Annotated in this window: 19 protein-coding genes; 12 read left to right on the top strand and 7 right to left on the bottom strand. The window is 73.1% G+C overall.

What is annotated here, in order from left to right:
* Positions 1 to 220 precede the first annotated feature (220 nt).
* The 6 genes from AB0M08_RS05270 to AB0M08_RS05245 are packed head-to-tail and all read right to left on the bottom strand — an operon-like array spanning position 221 to position 7,439.
* Positions 221 to 1,627, bottom strand: coding sequence for an aldehyde dehydrogenase family protein (locus tag AB0M08_RS05270; RefSeq protein WP_364488717.1), 1,407 nt, complete (start codon positions 1,625 to 1,627; stop codon positions 221 to 223).
* Complete coding sequence (locus AB0M08_RS05265; RefSeq protein ID WP_364488714.1) at positions 1,624 to 2,778, bottom strand: NAD(P)/FAD-dependent oxidoreductase; 1,155 nt, start codon at positions 2,776 to 2,778, stop codon at positions 1,624 to 1,626. Before AB0M08_RS05265 ends, AB0M08_RS05270 begins: the two co-directional genes overlap by 4 nt.
* Entirely contained in the window at positions 2,775 to 3,647 is an 873-nt protein-coding gene (locus tag AB0M08_RS05260) for an isocitrate lyase/phosphoenolpyruvate mutase family protein (RefSeq protein WP_364488712.1), read from the bottom strand. Before AB0M08_RS05260 ends, AB0M08_RS05265 begins: the two co-directional genes overlap by 4 nt.
* Positions 3,644 to 5,074, bottom strand: coding sequence for an aldehyde dehydrogenase family protein (locus tag AB0M08_RS05255; protein ID WP_364488709.1), 1,431 nt, complete (start codon positions 5,072 to 5,074; stop codon positions 3,644 to 3,646). The genes AB0M08_RS05260 and AB0M08_RS05255 overlap by 4 nt, the downstream gene beginning before the upstream one ends.
* Positions 5,071 to 6,357: an acyl-CoA dehydrogenase family protein gene (locus AB0M08_RS05250; protein WP_364488706.1), complete on the bottom strand. Its 1,287-nt coding sequence runs from the start codon at positions 6,355 to 6,357 to the stop codon at positions 5,071 to 5,073. Before AB0M08_RS05250 ends, AB0M08_RS05255 begins: the two co-directional genes overlap by 4 nt.
* A 5-nt stretch (positions 6,358 to 6,362) precedes the next feature.
* Complete coding sequence (locus AB0M08_RS05245) at positions 6,363 to 7,439, bottom strand: flavin reductase (protein ID WP_364488704.1); 1,077 nt, start codon at positions 7,437 to 7,439, stop codon at positions 6,363 to 6,365.
* 160 nt (positions 7,440 to 7,599) lie between these two features.
* On the opposite strand from AB0M08_RS05245, the gene AB0M08_RS05240 reads away from it, so the two are divergent.
* A complete protein-coding gene (locus AB0M08_RS05240) occupies positions 7,600 to 8,448 on the top strand; it encodes an IclR family transcriptional regulator (protein WP_364488701.1) in 849 nt (282 codons plus the stop codon).
* On the opposite strand, the gene AB0M08_RS05235 is transcribed toward AB0M08_RS05240, so the two are convergent.
* A complete protein-coding gene (locus AB0M08_RS05235; protein WP_364488698.1) occupies positions 8,445 to 9,140 on the bottom strand; it encodes a hypothetical protein in 696 nt (231 codons plus the stop codon). The two genes, AB0M08_RS05240 and AB0M08_RS05235, sit on opposite strands and share 4 nt — an antisense overlap.
* Before the next feature lie 53 nt (positions 9,141 to 9,193).
* On the opposite strand from AB0M08_RS05235, the gene AB0M08_RS05230 reads away from it, so the two are divergent.
* From AB0M08_RS05230 to AB0M08_RS05180, 11 genes are read left to right on the top strand one after another with little or no spacing between them, the layout of a single operon-like run.
* Positions 9,194 to 9,658, top strand: a complete 465-nt coding sequence (locus AB0M08_RS05230; RefSeq protein WP_364488695.1) for a MaoC family dehydratase — start codon at positions 9,194 to 9,196, stop codon at positions 9,656 to 9,658.
* The gene (locus tag AB0M08_RS05225) at positions 9,658 to 10,650 is read left to right on the top strand and encodes an LLM class flavin-dependent oxidoreductase (RefSeq protein ID WP_364488692.1); all 993 of its coding nucleotides are present in this window, start codon (positions 9,658 to 9,660) and stop codon (positions 10,648 to 10,650) included. The genes AB0M08_RS05230 and AB0M08_RS05225 overlap by 1 nt, the downstream gene beginning before the upstream one ends.
* A complete protein-coding gene (locus tag AB0M08_RS05220; protein WP_364488689.1) occupies positions 10,647 to 11,924 on the top strand; it encodes a CoA transferase in 1,278 nt (425 codons plus the stop codon). The genes AB0M08_RS05225 and AB0M08_RS05220 overlap by 4 nt, the downstream gene beginning before the upstream one ends.
* The gene (locus tag AB0M08_RS05215) at positions 11,921 to 13,276 is read left to right on the top strand and encodes an MmgE/PrpD family protein (RefSeq protein WP_364488686.1); all 1,356 of its coding nucleotides are present in this window, start codon (positions 11,921 to 11,923) and stop codon (positions 13,274 to 13,276) included. The genes AB0M08_RS05220 and AB0M08_RS05215 overlap by 4 nt, the downstream gene beginning before the upstream one ends.
* On the top strand, positions 13,273 to 14,250 hold the full coding sequence (locus tag AB0M08_RS05210; RefSeq protein WP_364488683.1) for a RidA family protein: 978 nt from the start codon (positions 13,273 to 13,275) through the stop codon (positions 14,248 to 14,250). Before AB0M08_RS05215 ends, AB0M08_RS05210 begins: the two co-directional genes overlap by 4 nt.
* Positions 14,247 to 14,705, top strand: a complete 459-nt coding sequence (locus AB0M08_RS05205) for a MaoC family dehydratase N-terminal domain-containing protein (protein WP_364488680.1) — start codon at positions 14,247 to 14,249, stop codon at positions 14,703 to 14,705. Before AB0M08_RS05210 ends, AB0M08_RS05205 begins: the two co-directional genes overlap by 4 nt.
* Positions 14,692 to 15,063, top strand: a complete 372-nt coding sequence (locus tag AB0M08_RS05200; RefSeq protein ID WP_364488677.1) for a MaoC/PaaZ C-terminal domain-containing protein — start codon at positions 14,692 to 14,694, stop codon at positions 15,061 to 15,063. Before AB0M08_RS05205 ends, AB0M08_RS05200 begins: the two co-directional genes overlap by 14 nt.
* Positions 15,060 to 16,157: a thiolase gene (locus AB0M08_RS05195; protein WP_364488674.1), complete on the top strand. Its 1,098-nt coding sequence runs from the start codon at positions 15,060 to 15,062 to the stop codon at positions 16,155 to 16,157. Before AB0M08_RS05200 ends, AB0M08_RS05195 begins: the two co-directional genes overlap by 4 nt.
* Positions 16,154 to 16,465 (top strand): OB-fold domain-containing protein, encoded by a 312-nt coding sequence (locus AB0M08_RS05190; protein ID WP_364488671.1) that lies wholly within the window; start codon positions 16,154 to 16,156, stop codon positions 16,463 to 16,465. Before AB0M08_RS05195 ends, AB0M08_RS05190 begins: the two co-directional genes overlap by 4 nt.
* A 3-nt stretch (positions 16,466 to 16,468) precedes the next feature.
* Entirely contained in the window at positions 16,469 to 17,632 is a 1,164-nt protein-coding gene (locus tag AB0M08_RS05185; protein WP_364488668.1) for an acyl-CoA dehydrogenase family protein, read from the top strand.
* Positions 17,629 to 18,519: a CoA ester lyase gene (locus AB0M08_RS05180; protein ID WP_364488666.1), complete on the top strand. Its 891-nt coding sequence runs from the start codon at positions 17,629 to 17,631 to the stop codon at positions 18,517 to 18,519. Before AB0M08_RS05185 ends, AB0M08_RS05180 begins: the two co-directional genes overlap by 4 nt.
* Positions 18,520 to 18,681 lie beyond the last annotated feature (162 nt).

Genomic DNA, 18,681 nt, shown 5'->3' with positions numbered 1-18,681 from the left:
CTCATGGTGGTAGCCACCAAGGTACTTTATGGGGGGTAGACAGGCAATGGTTAGAGGGGGTAGATAGTTCACCCGCACGTGGTTCTGCTGGGCGCCGGGCCTTGGGACGGGTTCGGGACCGCCCGAGCCGGAAGCCGGCCATGAGCCCTGCTCGCCGGGCTGCCGAAACCCGGGGATTCCTCGGTCACCCAGCGCCGCCGGAGGTTCTGTCAGACCGGGCTCACCCCAGGGGATACGCGGACGGACCCGCTGCGGAGGGCTCGGTGCCCGGACGGAAGGCGGCCGGGGCGTGGATGACACAGGTCTGGGCGTACTCGGCCAGCCCCTCGTGGGCGTACTCGCGGCCCCAGCCGGAGCGCTTCACGCCGCCGAACGGGGCGCGCAGCGACATGCCGGTCCGGTTGTGGGTGTTGACGAAGGTGAAACCGGCCTCGAAGCGCCGGGCGAAGGCGAACGCGCGCTCCTCGTCGGCGCTCCAGACCGAGGCGCCCAGGCCCAGCTCCCCGGCGTTCGCGGCGGCCAGCACCGACTCCTCGTCGTCGTAGGGCAGCACCGGCACCACCGGCGCGAACTGCTCGTCGGCGACCAGCGGTGACGAAGGGGCCGGGTCCACCACGAGGGCGGGGCGGACGAAGTAGCCGGTGTCCGGGTCGGCGTCGAAGCAGCCCAGGTCGTGCAGGTCGCCGGTGCGGAGGGCGTTCGCGGCGCGCTGGGCGGCAGCGGAGATCACCGGGCCGGTGGTCGCGGACTCGGCGAGCGGATCGCCGGTGGTCAGCACCCGGCCGGCGGCGGCGCGGTAGGCGTCCACGAAGTCGGCCAGGCGCGCGCGGGGGACGTAGAGGCGCTTGGCGGCCATGCAGACCTGGCCGCTGGTCGCGAAGCTCGCCATCACCAGCCGTTCCATCGCGGCGTCGCCGAACGGGGCGTCGTCCAGGAGGATCGCCGGATCGTTGCCGCCGAGCTCCAGCACCGACGGGGTGAGCCGGTCGCCCGCCAGCGCCGCGACCGCCCGGCCACCGGCCGCCCCGCCGGTGAAGGCCACCTTGCGCACGAGGTCGTGCCCGACCAGGGCCGCCCCGGTCTCCGGGCCGCCGTGCACCACGCCGATCGGGGCGCCGAAGAGCTCCACGACCCGGGTGACGGTCAGCGGTGCGAGCGGCGAGGGCTTCACCACGACGGCGTTGCCCGCGGCGAGCGCCGGTCCGATCTTGAGCATGGCCAGGATGACCGGCGCGTTCCACGGGGTGATCGCGGCGACCACCCCGTAGGGCTTCCTCATCGTGACGAGCCGGCCCAGCGCGTCGTCGACCTCTGCATCGGCGTACGCGGAAGGGGCGTGCTCGACCACCCACCGCAGGAAGCGGACCGCGAAGCCGATCTCGCCGCGGCAGTCGCCCACCACCTTGCCGGACTCGCGGGCCAGCAGGACGGCCAGCTCCGGGCCCGCGCTCTCGATCGCGCCGGCCGCCCAGGTCAGTGCGGCCAGCCGCCCGGTCAACGGCCGGGCCGCCCACGCGCGCTGCTCCCCGTCCAGCCTCCGGACGATCGCGTCGACCGCGTCCGGCAGCGTCTCCGGCACGGTCCCCACGATCTCCGCGAAGCGCGCGGGGTTCTCCCGGGAGATCATGCGGCGACCGGCCGGAGCGAGGCGATCATCGAGCTGCGCAGCAGGGACGCGCGGGCCAGCGCCGGGTCGGCCGCCGTCGCGCGCAGGCCGTCGAGGTGCGCGGCGCGCGCCTGGGGATCCGTGGCGCGCAGGCGCTCGTAGTTCTGGTGGGAGACGCTCTGGACGTACTCCATGGCGATCCGTCGCCGGTCCCGCGCGGCTGCGGTGACCGCCTCGTCGGAACCCGTCGCGAGGGCGGCGGCGTACGCGATCGCGTCGTGGATGCCGGAGTTCATGCCGAGGCCGCCGAGCGGGTTGTTGACGTGCGCGGCGTCGCCGGCGAGCAGCACCCGGCCGATCCGGAACGAGGCCGCCACCCGCTGGTGGACCCGGTACATGCTGGCGTGCGCGACCCGCCACGGGCGGCCCGGGTCGTGGACGCCGCGCAACCGGTCGTCGAGGCGGGCGTACTCGGCCTCGTCGGCGGTCTCGGCGGGCGTCGGCAGCAGCACCCGCCAGTGGTCCGGCGTCCGCAGCAGCACGCACCACTCGACCGGGTCGAAGACGTAGTTCACCGCGGCGAGATCGTCCAGCCAGGACTCCAGGGGCTCGTCGACCGAGGCGACCAGGAAGCGCTCCGGGTAGGTGATCCCGTCGAACGCGGCGCCGACCGCCCGGCGGGTCGACGAGTGCGCGCCGTCCGCGCCGATCAGCCACGAGCCCGCGATGGCCCGGCCGTCGGTGGAGTGCACGGTCACCCCGGTGTCGTCCTGGATCACGCCGTCGACGTGCCAGCCGAACCGGACCTCGCAGCCCTCGTGCCGGACCAGGTGGTCGCGGAGGATCGGGGTGAGCTTGGACTGCTCGCACTGCAGGCGGTACGGGAACCGGGTCTCGCCGGCCAGCACCGTCAGGTCCAGCATGGCGATCAGGCCCTCGGTGCGGTCCCGGTAGGCGAAGGTCGGCGAGATCAGCCCCCGCGCGTGCAGCTCGTCGCCGACGCCCAGCTCGTCGAGCATCTCCAGGGTCGGCGGATGGAAGGTGGAGGCGCGGGACTCCGCGGCCAGCCCGTCCCCGGACTCCAGGACGGTGACCGGGAAGCCCCGCCGGGCCAGCGCGAGCGCGGCGGTCAGGCCGACCGGCCCGGCGCCCGCGACCAGGATGCGGTTCACGTCTCCAGCCTCCGTGGGATGTAGCGCGCGTCGAGTTCGAGGGCCTCGTCCTGGCCGACCAGCGCGGTGAAGGCCGCCCACGGCATCCGGTCGACCGCCTCGGCGCCGCCGGTCTCGGCGATGGCGCGGTAGGTGAGCGACGCGGCGCGCATGGCGGCGAGCAGCGCGGCGACCGGGTGCAGCACCAGACGGACGCCGGCCTCCGCGAGCTCCGCGTCGGTCGCGGCGGCGTGCCGCGCCGCGGCCTCACTGCGATTGATCACCAGGGGTACGCCCGGGATCGCCTTCTGGATCTCGCGCAGGTCCTCGAGGCGGTCCACGCCCTCGGGGAAGACCGCGTCGGCGCCGGCGGCGGCGTACGCGCGGCACCGGTCGACGGTGTCGGCGAGCCCGTGGACCGCGTACGCGTCGGTCCGGGCGATCACCGCGAGGTGCGGCACCTGGTCGGCGAGCGCCTCGATCTTCGCGGCCGCGAGCGCGGTGTCGATCACCTCCTTGCCGGCGAGGTGCCCGCAGCGCTTCGGGCTGACCTGGTCCTCCAGGTGCAGCCCGGCGATACCGGCGCGGGCGTAGGCGAGGCCGGTCCAGACCGCCTGCAGCGGGTTGCCGTACCCGGTGTCCGCGTCGGCCAGCAGCGGGATCCCGTCCAGCGCCGGGACCAGGGTGGACGCCCGGTCGGCGATCTGCGTGGCGTGCACGAATCCGAGGTCGGGCCGGCCCAGCATGGTCGCCGAGACGGCCGCGCCGGAGAGGTGCACGGCCCGGTGACCGGCGCGCACGGCGAGGGCGGCGGTCACCGGGTCGTAGACCCCGGGAACGTGGGTGACGTGGTCGGACGCGAGCAGCGCCCGCAAGGCGGTAGCGGTCATGAGCGACTGTGTAGCGCGAAACCACCCTCGACGCCCACGACGCGCGGGTTGGTGAAGAAGAGCAACGTCTCGGCGGTGCCCTCTTCCGAGTATCCCGAGATGCCCCAGGCGGGACGCGGGGTGAAGAGGTGCAGGCTCATGATCGACGAACCGTTGACCTTGACCTCGCCGGCTCTGACACGCTTGGCGACCGTCAGCGCGGCCGCTTCGTCGGTGCCGATGACGTAGGCCTCCAAGCCGTAGCGAGTGCCGTTGGCCAGGGCGATCGCCTCGTCGATCGAGGTGTAGCCGTGCACCGCGGCGACCGGGCCGAAGATCTCGCCGGTGGTCCGGGCCGGGTCGGCGCCGGTGACCAGCGCGGGCGCCAGGGTGTTGCCGGGACCGGTGAGCGCGGCCTCGTGGACCGTGCCGCCGAGGTCGTCGCGGGCCTTGACGACGGTGGCCCGGTGACCGGAGTGGATCAGCGGGCCGTAGTCGGTGGCCGCGTCGGCCGGGTCGCCGGTGGCCAGCGTCTCGACCCGGTCGAGCACCGCCCGGGTGATCGCCTCCTCGCGCCCGGCCGGGACGATCAGCCGGCCCAGCGCGCGGCACCACTGGCCGTTCAGCGTGGTGAGCAGGTCGGCGGCGGCGCGGGCGGCGATCGCCTCGTCCGCGTCGGGGAGCACGATCAGCGCGTTGTTGCCGCCGAGCTCCAGCTGGACCGGCTTGATGTCGTACGCGCAGGCGGCGGCGACCGCGCGGCCCCCGCCGAGCCCGCCGGTGAACGAGACCGCCCGGATCCGCGGGTCCCCGACGATCGCGGCGCCCACCTCGGCGCCGCCGTGCAGCAGCTGGAACAACGCCGCCGGGGCGCCCGCCTCGCGCAGCACCTCGTCGATCGCCGCCGCCAGCCGTTCGGTGCCGAACGGGGCGTACTCGGAAGGCTTGAGGATCGTGGGACAACCGGCGGCGAGCGCGTTGGCGACCTTGTGGGCGGCCATCGGCGCGGGGGCGTTCCACGGGACCAGGCAGGCGGCCGGGCCCCAGGGCAGGCGCTCGACCAGCACCTCGCGGCCGTCCTCGCGGGTCGCCGTCGAGGTGAGGATCCCGCTGCGCAACTGGCCCGCGGCCAGGGCGAAAGCGCCCGCGAGGATCATCCCGAGCGGGGTGGTCTGGCGGATCGGGACGCCGGTGGCCTTCGCTTCGAGCGCGACGATCTCCGCTGCCGCCTCGCCGACCTTGGCGGCGATTTGTTCCAATGTATCGGCTTTTTTCTCTACGGAAGCATCCCAGGCGCCGAGTCGATCAGCCGCCGCGAGGGACGCCTCCACCCGCTCGGGTGATGATCCGAGCGCCGGGCCGATCACCTCGCCGGTTGCCGGATTTTCCAGATTTATGCCGACAAGTGCGGTGCAGTCGGCCCATGAGCCGTCGACCAGGTCTCTCACTCGGCCACGCTCGCGAAGAGTTCGTTCGCCCTGTCGCTGGTGATCACCGAGGCGGCCTCCAGACGGCCGCGCTCCGGCGGGAACGTCATCACCAGGCCCATCGCCAGGTCGCGCAGCGCCCGCCCGACCACCCCGTTCATCGTGGCGTTCGAGGTGCCGGAGGCCTTGAGCGCGCCGATCGCCACGTCGAAGGCGTTCTGGCAGATCGAGCCCTTGGCGATCCGCCACTGGGCGTACACCTCGGACTTGGTGGCGATCGGCGGCTCGCACGTCTCCAGCAACAGCTGGCGGCGCAGCCACAGGTAGGCCGTCTCCAGGTTCTCCGTCATGTCGCCGATGATCACCTGGTGCATCGGCGACTCGGCGATCGACCTGCCGGTGTCCGCGAACGTCCTACGGGTCAGCCGGGCGAGCGTGTCGTCGTAGACGCCCTGCGCCGCGCCGACGTAGACCGCGGTGATCGCCAGCTGGTTGCCGACGAAGCTGCCCCGGCTGCACCGGAGCATCTTCACGAACGCGCCGGGGACGGTGAGCGCGTCCTCCCGCGGGATGAAGACCCGGTCCAGCCGGATGCCGTGGTTGGCGCTGCCGCGCATGCCCAGCCCGTCCCAGAACGGGCGCTCGGTGACCCCGTCCGCGTCCCGCGGGACCAGGAACATCACCAGGCCGTCGGCCGTCTCGGTGCCGTCCAGCCGGGCGGTGACCAGGTAGTAGTCGGCGATCCCGGTGGCGCAGCCGAACGACTTCTCGCCGGTCAGCTCCCAGCCCTGGGCGCCGTCCCGGGTGGCCGCGACCGCGGTGGTGGCGATCGCGATGTTGGCGCCGCTCGACTTCACCGACTCGCTCGCGAAGTTCGCCAGCCAGGTCCCGCCGGACATCAGCCGCAGCACCTTCTCGGCGAACGCCTTGACCGTCGGCACGTCCTCGTCGGCGAAGAGCCCGGCCTCGATCGCTTCCAGGGGGAGCAGGCCCCGGGAGGCGGAGGTGTTGTGGAAGAAGAACGCGAGCGCCGTCGACGGGCAGGCGCTGCCCATCGCGAAGGTCGCGGCGGCCAGGTCCCGCAGGGTGCCGCCGAGCCCGCCGTACTCCTCGGGGACGATCAAGCCGAGCAGGCCCGCCTCGCGCAACAGGCCGATGTGCTCGCGGGGGAAGGCGCCGTCCCGGTCCGCCTGCTCGGCCTTCGCGCGCAGCGCGGGGAGCACCTGCTCGACGAGCGCGGCGCGGGCCTTCTCGTCGACGGTCATGTCGTGCACGAGCTTCTCGCCGATGAGTCGGTCGGCCATGGGTGTCACTCCCTGAGCTGGGCGAGGTCGGAGGCCCGGTCCGCGACGTCGGCGGCGCCGATCGGGGCCCCGACCTCGAGTTGGCGGGACAGGTGGAGCAGGTCGCCCAGCGGCAGCCCGGAGGCGGGCGATCCGGGGGCGACGACGTCGAAGCAGGAGACCCCGCTCTTCATCGCGACCAGCGCGTTGACCAGGGCGAGGCGGTTGTTCCCGGCGAGGCGGACCCGGAGCGCGGCGGGCCGGGCCCGGACCACCGCGTCCTGGAGCACCCGGCGGACCTGCAGCGGCGAGGCCGGGACCGTCTCGGACTCCAGCAGGCCGATCTCGTCGCAGCCCAGCGCGCTGAGCGCCCCGGCGGTGGCCAGGACCTCGTCCTCGCGGGACGGGTCGAACGCGTCCGGCACGTACCCGATGACGGTGGTCCCGGCCTGCCTGGCCGCGATGATCCGCTCGGGGTGCGGCAGGCCGTCCGGCCCGCCGGCCGGGAACTCGAAGCAGCCGCCGTCGGCGCGGACCCGGGCGCCGCCCCGGCGCAGCGTGTCGGCGAGCGGGTCGCCGGCCGGCACGTCCACGGCGAGGTGGATGCCCTCGGGCAGCGGGTCGGCGAGCTGGCCCCAGTTGCGGGAGTGGAACAGCAGCGGGGCGCCGACCCGGGGCGTGGCCGCCTCGGTCACCTCGCCGACGAAGATGGTGTGGTCGCCGCCGGGGTACGCGTACGCGATCCGGCAGTCCAGCCAGGCGACCGCGTCGGCGAGTACCGGGCAGCCGTTCGGGGTGGTCACCCAGTCGAAGCCGGCGAACCGGTCGGTGATGTCACGGTCCTGACCGGCGAAGCGGCGCCCGATGTGCGCCTGGTCCTTGCCGAGGAAGCTGATCGCGAACCGGCCCGCCGCCTCCAGCAGCGAACGGCTGGGCAGGTGGTTGCCGAGGCAGACGGAGACCATCGGCGGGTCCAGGCTGACCGAGGAGAATGAACTCGCGGTCATCCCGTGCGCCCCGTGGGGACCTGCCGTGGTCACCACGCAGACGCCGCTCGGCCACTGACCGAGGACGGAACGGAACGTCGTGCTGTCGACCGGCACCGGAGAGAGCCTCGTTTCGCTTATGGAAACAGCGTTACGCTGAAGGTAACGACGGGCCCGAGGGCTGTCAACCGCGGAACGGTACGCCGTTTCGCAGGGCGAAATGGCAGGCTAGAGTTCGGCAAGGTTTGTTCCGATCCTGTTCCGGGGGAGTTTCGCTGTGCCCAGCCGTACCGCTTCGGCGGCCACCCCACTGCCGGCCACCCCAGCGCCGGCCACCTCGGCGCCGGCCGAGGAGGAAGGCCAGTCCCGGTCCATCGCCGCCGTCGAGCGGGCCATGGACGTGCTGCTCTACTTCGGCCGCGCCGAACAGCCCGACCTCGGGGTGACCGAGATCGCCACCGCGCTCGGCCTGACCAAGGCCGCCGTGCACCGCATCCTCACCGCGCTGCGCAGCCGCGAGCTGATCACCGTGGACCCGGCCACCCGCCGGTACGCCCTCGGCCACGCCGCCGTCGCGCTCGGCCGCGCCTACCTGGCCCGCACCGACGTCCGGGCGATGGCCGCGCCCGAGCTCAAGCTGCTCTCCGAGCGCACCCACGAGACGGCCACCCTCTCGCTGCGGCGCGGCGACACCCGGCTCTACGTCGACCAGGTCGTCCCCGACCAGGAACTGCGGCTCGAGGTGAGCCTCGGCATCCCGTTCCCGCTCAACGCGGGCGCGTCGTCCAAGGCGTTCCTGGCCTTCCTGCCCGACTTCGAGCTGGAGGCCTACATCACCCGGCACCCGCTGGCGGCCGTCACCGACAAGACCATCACCGACCCGGCCAAGCTCCGCAAGGACCTGGCCGCCGTCCGCAAGCGCGGGTACTCCACCTCGCTCGGCGAGCGGCAGACCGGGGCCGCCTCGATCGCCGCCCCGATCTTCGACCACGACGGCCGGGTGGTCGCGGTGATCAGCGTGGCCGGGCCGGCGCTGCGCTTCAAGCCGGAGGGCGACGCGGGTGTCGTCGCCGATCTCCAGGGCTGCGCCGCCCGGATCTCCGCCCAGCTGGGGTATCAGCCCTAGAGGTTCGCGAACGGCTTCGCGACGCCGAGCAGGCCCGCGAGCAGGACGGAGAGCCAGATCGCCCAGACGTAGGGGAGGCACCCGTTCACGCTGCCCGTGACGATCGCCTCGGTCTCGCCGTCCGCGGTACCGGCCATCACCCTGCCGAAGGCCGGGCCGAACGGGCGCAGCGTGCGGCGGATGCCCAGCCCCGCGGCGATCGCGAGGGAGTAGAGCAGCACCTTGCCGCCCAGCCACTTCGGGTTCGTGTCCACGCCGAACGGTGCCGCGGCGATCAGCGTGTAGACGCCGGTCGCCGCCATGCCCGCGATCACCGCGATCCGGATGAGCCAGTCGACCCGGCGGACCAGCGGGTGCTTCCCGGGTGCGTGGTGGTCGGCGTACATCAGGCGGATCCAGGCGAGGGCGCCGATCCAGAGTGGGACCAGCAGCCACCAGGGCAGCAGGTGGATCCCCCAGAGCGAGCCGCCGTGCGCGTCCAGCGAGATCAGCGTGAGGCCGCTGGGCAGGAAGAGGATCAGGCAGATCTTCGGGCCGAGGTCCAGCCCGGACATGATCCGCAGTGCGGTGAGGCGGGCGGCCGGGGTCAACGCCGGGTCGATCACGTACCGGCTGGAGTAGAAGACGCCGAGGTCGCCGCCGAGCCAGAAGACCATCAGCACGATGTGCAGGTAGAGGAACGCCGCTAGCATCGTAGAATGGAAACATCTTTCCACTGTGCGAAACAAGTGCTAGCTTCGGCCGCATGCTCGGCCGCTATTACGAAGACTTCACCGTCGGTGACACGTACCGCCACCCGCTCGGGCGCACCATCTCCGAGGCGGACAACACGTGGTTCACGCTCCTGACGCTGAACACCAACCAGTCCCACTTCAACGCCGATTACGCGGCCGGTACGCCGTACAGGAAACTGCTGGTGAACTCGACCCTGACGGTCGCGATCGTCACCGGTCTCTCGGTGCCCGACGTCAGCCAGCACGCCTTCGCGAACCTGGGCTGGGAGGAGATCCGGATGCCGAATCCGGTCTTCGTCGGCGACACCGTCTACGCCCGGTCGACCGTCCTCGAGCTCCGCGAGTCGAAGTCCCGGCCGTACGCGGGCATCGTCAAGGTCAGCACCGTCGGCTTCAATCAGGACGGCGCCGACGTGATCACCTGGCGGCGCGCGATGCTGGTCTACAAACGCGGTCACGGGCCGGGGACCGCCTGATGCGCCTCGACGTGCAGCCGTGGGGCGAGACGATGGCCGAGCTGGCCGCCGCCGCCCGGGCCGCCGAGGAGGCCGGCGCCGGCGTGCTCTGGGCCCCCGAGCTGCACCGCAGCGCTCCGGTCACGGCCGCGGCCCTGGCCTGCGCGACCGAGAGCGTGGGGATCGCCACCGGCATCGCGCTGGCCTTCGCGCGCAGCCCGATGCTGACCGCCCTGGACGCGGCCGACCTCGACGAACTCTCCGGGGGCCGGTTCCGGCTCGGGCTCGGCACCGGGGTGGCCCGGCTCAACCAGGACTGGCACGGCGTCCCGTTCGAGCGGCCGCTGCCCCGGCTGCGGGACACCGTCGCGATCATCCGTGCGGTGCTGGCCGGCGGCGACCCGATCCACCACAGGGGCGTCCGGTCCATCCGGGTGCGCGGCTGGCGGCGGCCGTACCCGGCGGTCCGCGAGCGGATCCCGATCTACCTGGCCGGGGTCGGGCCCGCGATGATCGCGCTCGCCGCGGACGTGGCCGACGGCTGGATCGCCCACGAGCTCTGTCCCCCGGCCGAGCTGAAGGACCGTATCCTGCCGATCCTGCACCGTAAGGCGGAGCCGGGCTTCGACATCGTCGCGGCGGCGTGCTGCTCGGTCGACCCGGATCCGGCGACGGCCCGGCGGCGGGCGGCCAACGTGGTCGGCTTCTACGCCTCGGTCAAGTCGTACGCCGGCACCTTCAACGCCGCCGGTTTCGGCCAGGTCACCGCGGCGGCCGCCGCCGCACTGCGCGCGGGTGAGCCCGCCGACGCGCTCGGCGACCTGGTGCCGGACGAGATGATCGACGCGTACGCGATCGCCGGGACACCGGCCCAGTGCGCGGCCCGGCTCCTCGAATACGACGGGCTGGCCGACGCGGTCAAGCTCTCGCCGCCCTCCTACGGCCTGCCGCCCGAGGAGACCAGGGTGGCGCAGGAACGGCTCATCGACCTGGTCGGGAGTGTGACGTCGTGAGACCCCTCGAGGACATCCGGATCATCGCGGTCGAGCAGTACGGCGCCGGCCCGTTCGGCTCGGTGCACCTGGCCGACCTCGGCGCCGACGTCATCAAGATCGAGGAGCCGGTCACCGGCGGGGACGTCGGCCGGTACGTCCCGCCCTACCAGCACGGCGAGGACTCGCTCTTCTTCGAGACGTTCAACCGGGGCAAACGGTCCCTCTCGCTCGACCTGGCCAACCCGGCCGGGCGCGCCGTCTTCGAGGACCTGGTCCGGCACGCCGACGCGGTCTACTCCAACCTGCGCGGCGACGTCCCCGCCAAGATCGGGATCACGTACGAGCGGCTCAAGCACCTGAATCCGCGGATCGTCTGCTGCTCGCTGACCGGCTTCGGGATGACCGGGCCGCGCGCGAGGCAGCCCGGGTACGACTACATCCTGCAGGGCCTGGCCGGCTGGATGGACCTGACCGGCGAGCCGGGCGGGCCACCCGCCAAGTCCGGGCTGTCGATCGTGGACTACTCGGGTGGTTTCGTCGCCGCGATCTCGCTGCTCGCCGGGGTGCACGCGGCCCGCCGGGACGGTACCGGGATGGACTGCGACCTCAGTCTCTACGACACCGCGATCGGGATGCTCACCTACCCGGCGGCCTGGCACCTCAACGCCGGGTTCACCCCCGAGCGGACCCGGTACTCCGCGCATCCGTCGCTCGTGCCGTTCCAGCTCTTCCCGAGCGCCGACGGCTGGATCGTGGTCGGCTGCGCCAAGGAGAAGTTCTGGCAGCGGCTCGTCGCGGTCCTCGGCGACCCGGTGCTGACGGAGCCCCGGTTCGCCACCTTCGCCGACCGGCGTACCCACGCGGGGGAGCTGTTGCCGCTGCTGGAGGCGCTCTTCGTGACCCGGGGCACCGGCGAGTGGCTCGCCCTCCTCGAACCGGCCGGCATCCCGTGCGGTCCGGTCAACGACGTGGCGGCGGCGCTGCGCGATCCGCACACCCTCGCGCGGGGCATGATCGTGGAGACCGAGCATCCGCACTACGGCACGGTCAGACAGGTCGCTTCGCCGGTCCGGGTGGGTGCATCACCGCCGGCTCATCGCCGGGCTCCGCGTCGTGGCGAGCATTTACCGTACGTATCGGAGCTGCTGGACTACACACCGGAACGACTCCGTGAGCTCCGGGAGGCCGGCGCGTTCGGCCCGCACGTTCCCGGCGCTCCGGATCCGGACGATGCCGGTTCTCCCGGTGCACACGCCCCCGGTTCCCCCGTCCCGCGCGGGGGCTCCGCGTGATCGAACCCGCCGCGGTGGTCCTCGCCCGCTGGGTGGCCGGACTCGGCGCCGGCGACCTGCCGGGAGCGGTCGCCGGCGCCGCCCGGGAGCACCTGATCGACGCGGTGGGCTGCGCGGTCGCCGGTCTCCGCCGGGGTACGGCCGGGCCGGCGCTCGCCGTGGCCCGCGGCCTGGGCGGGCCACCCGAGTCGCGGCTCTTCGGCGGGGAACGGCTGGGCGCGGTGGCGGCCGGGTTCGGGAACGCGGTCGCCGTGCACGCCCTCGACTTCGATGACACGCATCCCGGGGGACTGGTTCATGCGAGCGCGGTGACCGTACCCGCCATGCTCGCGGTGGGAGAGGAGTGCGGGAGTCGCGGCAGCGAGCTGATCGTGGCGCTGGTCGCGGGCCTGGAGGTGGTCTGCCGCCTCGGGGTGGCGGCACCGCACGGTTTCCACGCGCGGGGACTGCACGCGACCTCGATGTGCGGCCCGGTGGCCGCCGCGGTGACGGCCGGGAAACTGCTCGGCCTGGACGTCCCCGCGATGACGAACGCGATCGGGATCGCGGCGAGCGGGGCGAGCGGCCTGCTGGAGTTCCTGCACAGCCCGGCCAGCACGAAGCAGCTGCACCCGGGCACCGCGGTCGCGAACGGCATCCTCGCCGCCCGCCTCGCCCGGGCCGGTGCGACGGGCCCGGCGGGCGCACTCGACGGCCCCTACGGCCTGTTCCACGCCCTCGCCGCTCGCGAACCGGACCGGGAGGCGATGCTCGGCGACCTCGGGAGACGCTGGGAGACGACCCGGATCGCCATCAAGGCGTACCCCTGCTGCCAGCTGGCACACGCCTCGATCGACGCGGCCCGCGCCCTCTCCGCCGCCCCCGTCCCCACCTCCTCCGCTACCGCGTCGGGCGGCATCTCGAAAATGTCAGCTGACGCGGGCGGCGATCGGGCGCCGCTGACGGTGACGCTGCATCCGGATGCCGTGCCGATCATCGCGGGGGTGGAGAAGCGGCGGCCGCGCAGCGCGTACGAGGCGAAGTTCAGCGTCTACTGGTGTGTCGCCGCCGCGATCGTGGACGGGTGGGTCGGGCTGGAGAGCTTCGAGGATCTGGACCGCCCCGAGGTGCTGGACCTGGCCGCCCGGATCCAGGTGCGCACCGGCCCGTCCGGCCCGGTCGCCGCCGCCGCGCCCGGCGTCCTGGAGGTCGCGGACCGGCGGTTCGCCGCCGAGGCCCGATCCGGCCGCGACGTACTCCGTGCCAAAGCCGCCGCGAACCTCGGCACCGGAGCCGGCGCGGTGTTCGCCGCGGTGGACGCCGGTGCCGATGCCGCGGCCCTGCTCGATGCGATCGAAGGGTGCCTGAGTTGACCGTTACCCTGCCGGCGGTGCCCGGCTATCCGCTGCTCGGCGCGGCGCTCGCGAGCGCCGGGCTGACCATCGGCGACGTGGTGCACGTGACCGAATACGTCACCGCCGGCGCCTCCCCCGACGTCCTCGCGTCGGCCCGTGCCGCGGTCTTCGCCGGCCACCTGGTGCCGGTCTCGCGGGTGCCGGTCGCGGCGCTGCTCGACGGTGCGGACCACGCCGTCGAGGTGACCGCGCACTACGGCGGCGGGGCGCTGCTCACCGCCGGTGCCGACGTGGTCCGGGTGGCGGACGGCGTGGTCTACCTGCCGAGCGTGCACACCGCCGAGGGGGACTTCCGGGAGCAGTACCGCCGGTGCCTGGCGCGGATCGTGGAACTGCTCGCGGTCGCCGGGCTGGACACCGGTGCGCTGGTCCGGACCGTCGACTACACGTCCACCGCGACCCGGGCCGAGTACCCGCGGTGCGGCCGCCCGCGCCGGGAGGCCCTCGGCGCCGGACCGGTCCACCCGGGTGCGGCCGGCATCCTGGTCGACGTCCCGGTCGCGCCGGGCGCCGCCGTCTCGCTCGACGCGCTCGCCGCGACCGCGCCGCTGCGGGTGCTCAACCCGGGCTGGGCGCGGTACGACACGCTCACCTACAAGCCCGCGGTCCAGGCCGGGAAGACCGTGTACCTGGCCGGGTTCGGCGCGCTCGACCCGGTCGGCCAGCGGGCGCTGCACGACGGCGACCTGGCCGCGCAGACCGCGTTCGTCTACCGCAGCATCGAGACCGTGCTGGCCGTGGCGGGCGGGACCGGGGAGCACGTCACGCACGTGGTCGAGTACCTGACGCCGGACGCGGTGCCGTCCTACGCCGGGACCCGGGCGCTGCGCGAGGAGCACTTCCCGAACGCCACCTTCACCAGCGTGGTCTGCTCGGCGCTGCTCCGGCCCGAGTTCCTGATCGAGACGGTGCCGACGGCGGTGCTCCCGTGACGCTGCTGACGCCGGAGCTCGCCGCGCGGATCGGCGAGGAGGCGGTCTACACCGCGCCGGAGCCGGTCGGGCGGGCGGCGATCCGCTACTTCGCGATGGCGACCGGGGACACCGATCCGGCGCACCTGGCCGGCGACGTCGCCCCGCCCACCATGATCTGCGAGACCAACCAGTACGCGAACGTGCCCCGGGACGCCGACGGCTACGCGGGGCACGGGTGGCACCTCGTGGTGCCCGGGACGCGGCTGGTCCGGGGCGGGAACGCGTACCGCTTCGTCCGGCCGGTCGGCCCGGACGACGTGATCACCGCGTGCTGGCGGCTGGACGACATCGCCGAGCGGGTCACCGGCGGCGGGAAGCGGATGCTGGTGGTCACCTCGATCGCCACCTACCGCGACCAGACCGGGCTGCTGCTCGCCGTCAACGAGGAGACCCTGATCTATGTCGCCGTTTGAGCGCACCGTCGAACTGCCCGACATGATCGCGTACGCCGGGGCCACCTGGGACTGGCACCGGCTGCACTACGACGCCGCCTACCTCGCCGAGCGGGGCCTGGACCGGCCGGTGGTGGACGGGCAGGTGTTCGGGGCGTACCTGGCGATGGCGCTGCGCGAGTGGTTCGGCGGGGACGCGGTGATCACCGACCTGTCGTTCCGGTTCAAGAGCCTGGTCTTCGCCGGGGAGACGATCCGCTGCCTCGGCGAGGTGACCCGCGAGGAGGACGGGGTCGTCGAGGTGGACCTGCGGGTCGAGGTGGCCGGGGACGGCCGGGTCGCGGTGGCGCCGGCCTCGGCCGTACTGCGGGCGCCATGAACTCTCGCGGAACAGCGATCGTGGGCGCGGCCGAATGTGATCTCGGGAAGACCGGGAAGCCGATCCTGGAGCTGCAGACGCAGGCGGTGACCCGGGCGCTCGCGGACGCCGGGCTCACGCTCGCCGACGTGGACGGGATCGCGACGAACGGGATCTCCCGGTTCTCGGTCACGCAACTCGCGGACCATCTGGGGATCCAGCCGTCCTGGTGTGACTCGACGTTCGCCGGTGGGGCGGTGTTCGAGATGTACGTGGCGAGAGCCGCACAGGCCATCGCGGCGGGACAGTGTACGACCGTGGTCATCTCGTACGCGAGCAATCAGCGGAGCGCACGCAGCCGGAACCCGGCCGGGGTCTATGAGGAGGGCACGCCGGAGGCGATCCACGAGGCGCCCTACCGGCCGCTCTACCCGATCTCCTACTACGCGATGGTCGCCCAGAGGTATCTGCACACCTACGGGCTGGACAGGGCGGATCTCGCCACGGTCGCGGTCGCGGCGCGGGACCGGGCGCAGCGCAACCCGGCGGCCTGGACCTACGGGAAGGGGCCGCTGACCGTCGACGACGTGCTCGCCGCGGAGATGATCTCGTCGCCGCTCGGGGCGCTCGACTGCTGCCTGGTCACCGACGGTGGCGGGGCGATCGTGATGACCGCTCTCGACCGGGCGCGTGGGCTGCGGCATCCGCCGGTCGAGGTGCTGGGGTACGGCGAGGCGCTGACCCACACCGGGATGGCGACGGCCCCCGACCTGCTGCGGACCGGAGCGATCGAATCCGGACAGCGGGCGTTCGCGAGGGCGGGTCTCACCCCGGCCGACATCGACGTCGTGCAGCTGTACGACTCGTTCACGATCTCGGTGCCGGTCGGGATGGAGGCGCTGGGTTTCGCCGCGCCGGGGGAGGGCCTCGGGGTGACCGTGCCGCACAACACCGGCGGTGGGGGACTGGCGTACTGCCATCCGGGTCAGCTCGGGGTGCTGCTGCTGGTGGAGGCGGTGCGGCGGGTGCGCGACGGTGCCTCGACGGCGCTGGTGCACGGGACCGGCGGCATCTTCTCCAGCCACGCGACGGTGGTCCTGGGGGTGGGCCGATGATGCTGCAGATCTGCCTGACATGCCGGAGATTTCAGCATCATCCACGCCCGATCTGCCTGGCGTGCGGTTCATCCGATCTATCGGATACTCCGGCTGCCGGAACCGGGGTGGTGGACAGCTTCACCGTGATCCACCGGGCCGAGCAGCCCTACATCCTGGCCCGGGTCCGCCTCACCGAGGGCCCGATCGTGCTCACCCACCTGATCGACGACCCGAATCCCGCGTGTGACCAGCCCGTCCGGCTGGACCTGCGCGACGGGCTCGCCGTCTTTCGTCCGGTGGCTATTCCTCCTGCGACCATGGAGTGAGAAGTGGACTTTGACCTCAACGACGAGCAGCGCCTCTTCCGGGACGTGCTCCGCGACTTCGTGGACCGGGAGATCCGCCCGGTCGCGAGCGAGTGGGAGGCGAGCGGCCGCTACCCCACCGAGATCGTCGAGACCATGCGCGAGCTGGGCCTCTTCGGTCTCACCGTCCCGGAGGAGTACGGCGGTCTCGGCGCCGACATGGTCAGTTTCGCGCTGGTCTTCGAGGAGATCTCCAAGGGCTGGATGGGCATCGCCGGCATTCTCGGCAGCCACTCCCTCTCCTGCTGGCTGATCGCCCGGCACGGCACCACCGAGCAGAAACAGCGCTACCTGCCCGACCTGGCGACCGGCCGGCGCCGGACCGGGATCGCGCTGACCGAGCCGGACGCCGGCACCGACCTGCAGGGGATCAGCACGACGGCGGTCCGCGACGGCGACTCCTACGTGCTCAACGGGCGCAAGACGTGGATCACCAACGCCCGGCACGCCGACCCGCTGCCGGTGCTCTGCAAGACCGATCCGGCGGCCTCCCCGGCGCACCGCGGCATGTCGGTGATCCTGGTCGAGGCCGGTACGCCCGGCTTCACCGTCGAGCGTGACCTGCCGAAACTCGGGTACAAGGGCACCGAGTCGTGCGAGGTCCTCTTCGAGGACGTCCGGGTTCCCGCCGGGCAACTGCTCGGCGGCGTCGAGGGCAAGGGCATGCAGCAGGTCCTCTCCGGCCTGGAGACCGGGCGGATCAACGTGGCCGCGCGGGCGCTCGGCATCGCCCAGGCCGCCTACGACGAGGCGCTCCGCTACGCCGGCCGGCGCACGGCGTTCGGCAGGTCGATCGGTGACTTCCAGGCGATCCAGCTGAAGATCGCCGAGATGGCGACGCGGGTCCAGGCCGCGCGGCTGCTGGTCTACTGGGCGGCGGCCCGCGCGGACGGCGGGCACCGGGTCGACATGGAGGCCGGGATGGCCAAGGCGTTCGCCTCGGAGGCCGCGGTCTTCTGCGCGCTGAACGCCATGCAGGTGCACGGCGGCTACGGATACTCGAAGGAGTTCGTGGTCGAGCGTCTCTACCGCGACGCCCCGCTCATGATGATCGGCGAGGGCACCAACGACATCCAGCGGGTCGTGATCGCCCGCTCCCTGCTCGCCGGATCGGCCGCCATCGGATGAGATCCTTCCTGTACGTCCCCGGCAACCGCCCGGCGATGCTGGAGCGGGCGCTCTCCCGCGGCGCCGACGCGCTGATCGTCGACCTGGAGGACGCGGTACCCCCGGCCGAGAAGCCCGCGGCCCGCTCGGCGGTCGCCGCGTGGTTGCACGCGCTGCCGTCGGGCGCCCCCGTCTGGGTCCGGATCAATTCCGGTCAGCATGGTCTCGACGATGCCCGTGCGGTGAACGTTGCGGCGCTGCGGGGGCTGGTGGTCGCCAAGGCGTCACCCGGTGATCTGCGGGGGCTCGCGACGCTGCTGGACGAGGTCGATCCCGGGGGCGGGGTGGGGCTCGTACCCCTGCTGGAGACGCCGCGGGCGATCCTGGCCGCGCCGGAGATCGCGGCGGCGCCCCGGGTGACCAGGCTGCAGATCGGTGAGGCCGATCTGGCCGCGGAGCTGGGGGTCACCGTGGGGGATGACGAGCGGGAGCTTCTGCACGTACGGTCGGCTGTCGTGCTCGCCTCCGCCGCCGCCGGCATCGAGCCCCCGGTCGCCGCGGTCTCCACCGATTTCCGGGATCTCGGCGCGCTCCGCCGTTCGACGCTGGCCCTGAGACGGCTGGGCTTCCGGGGCCGGGCCTGCATCCACCCGGCGCAGATCCCGGTGATCCACGAGGTCTTCACCCCGTCGGCCGGGGAGGTCGCCGCGGCCCGGGACGTGCTCGACCGGTTCACGGCGGCCGGTGGCGGGGTGTGCCTGGACGCCCGGGGCCGCATGGTCGACCTCGCCGTCGTCCGCGAGGCCCGCCGCGTCCTCGCCCTCGCCGGCTCCCCTGTCGGCTCCCCTGTCGGCTCCCCCTCCGGCTCCCCTGTCGGCTCCCCCTCCGGCTCTCTTTCCGGCGGCTGACCTGTCGGCTGGTGCCGGCGGCTGTCTCGAGGGCCGGGAGACACCCGTGACCCTGCTGGTCACATCTGGACCACCCGGGCGGGACGCCGGATCCCGTGACCGGGTGCCCGCCCGAACACTCGCCGCCCGCGGATCGCCGGCCCCGCCTGCCGGGGTTCGTTC

Source organism: Actinoplanes sp. NPDC051851, assembly GCF_040681165.1.
Classification (GTDB): Bacteria; Actinomycetota; Actinomycetes; order Mycobacteriales; family Micromonosporaceae; genus Actinoplanes.
The sequence above is the reverse complement of the archived record's forward strand: the minus strand, read 5'-3'. Positions and strand labels throughout refer to the sequence as shown.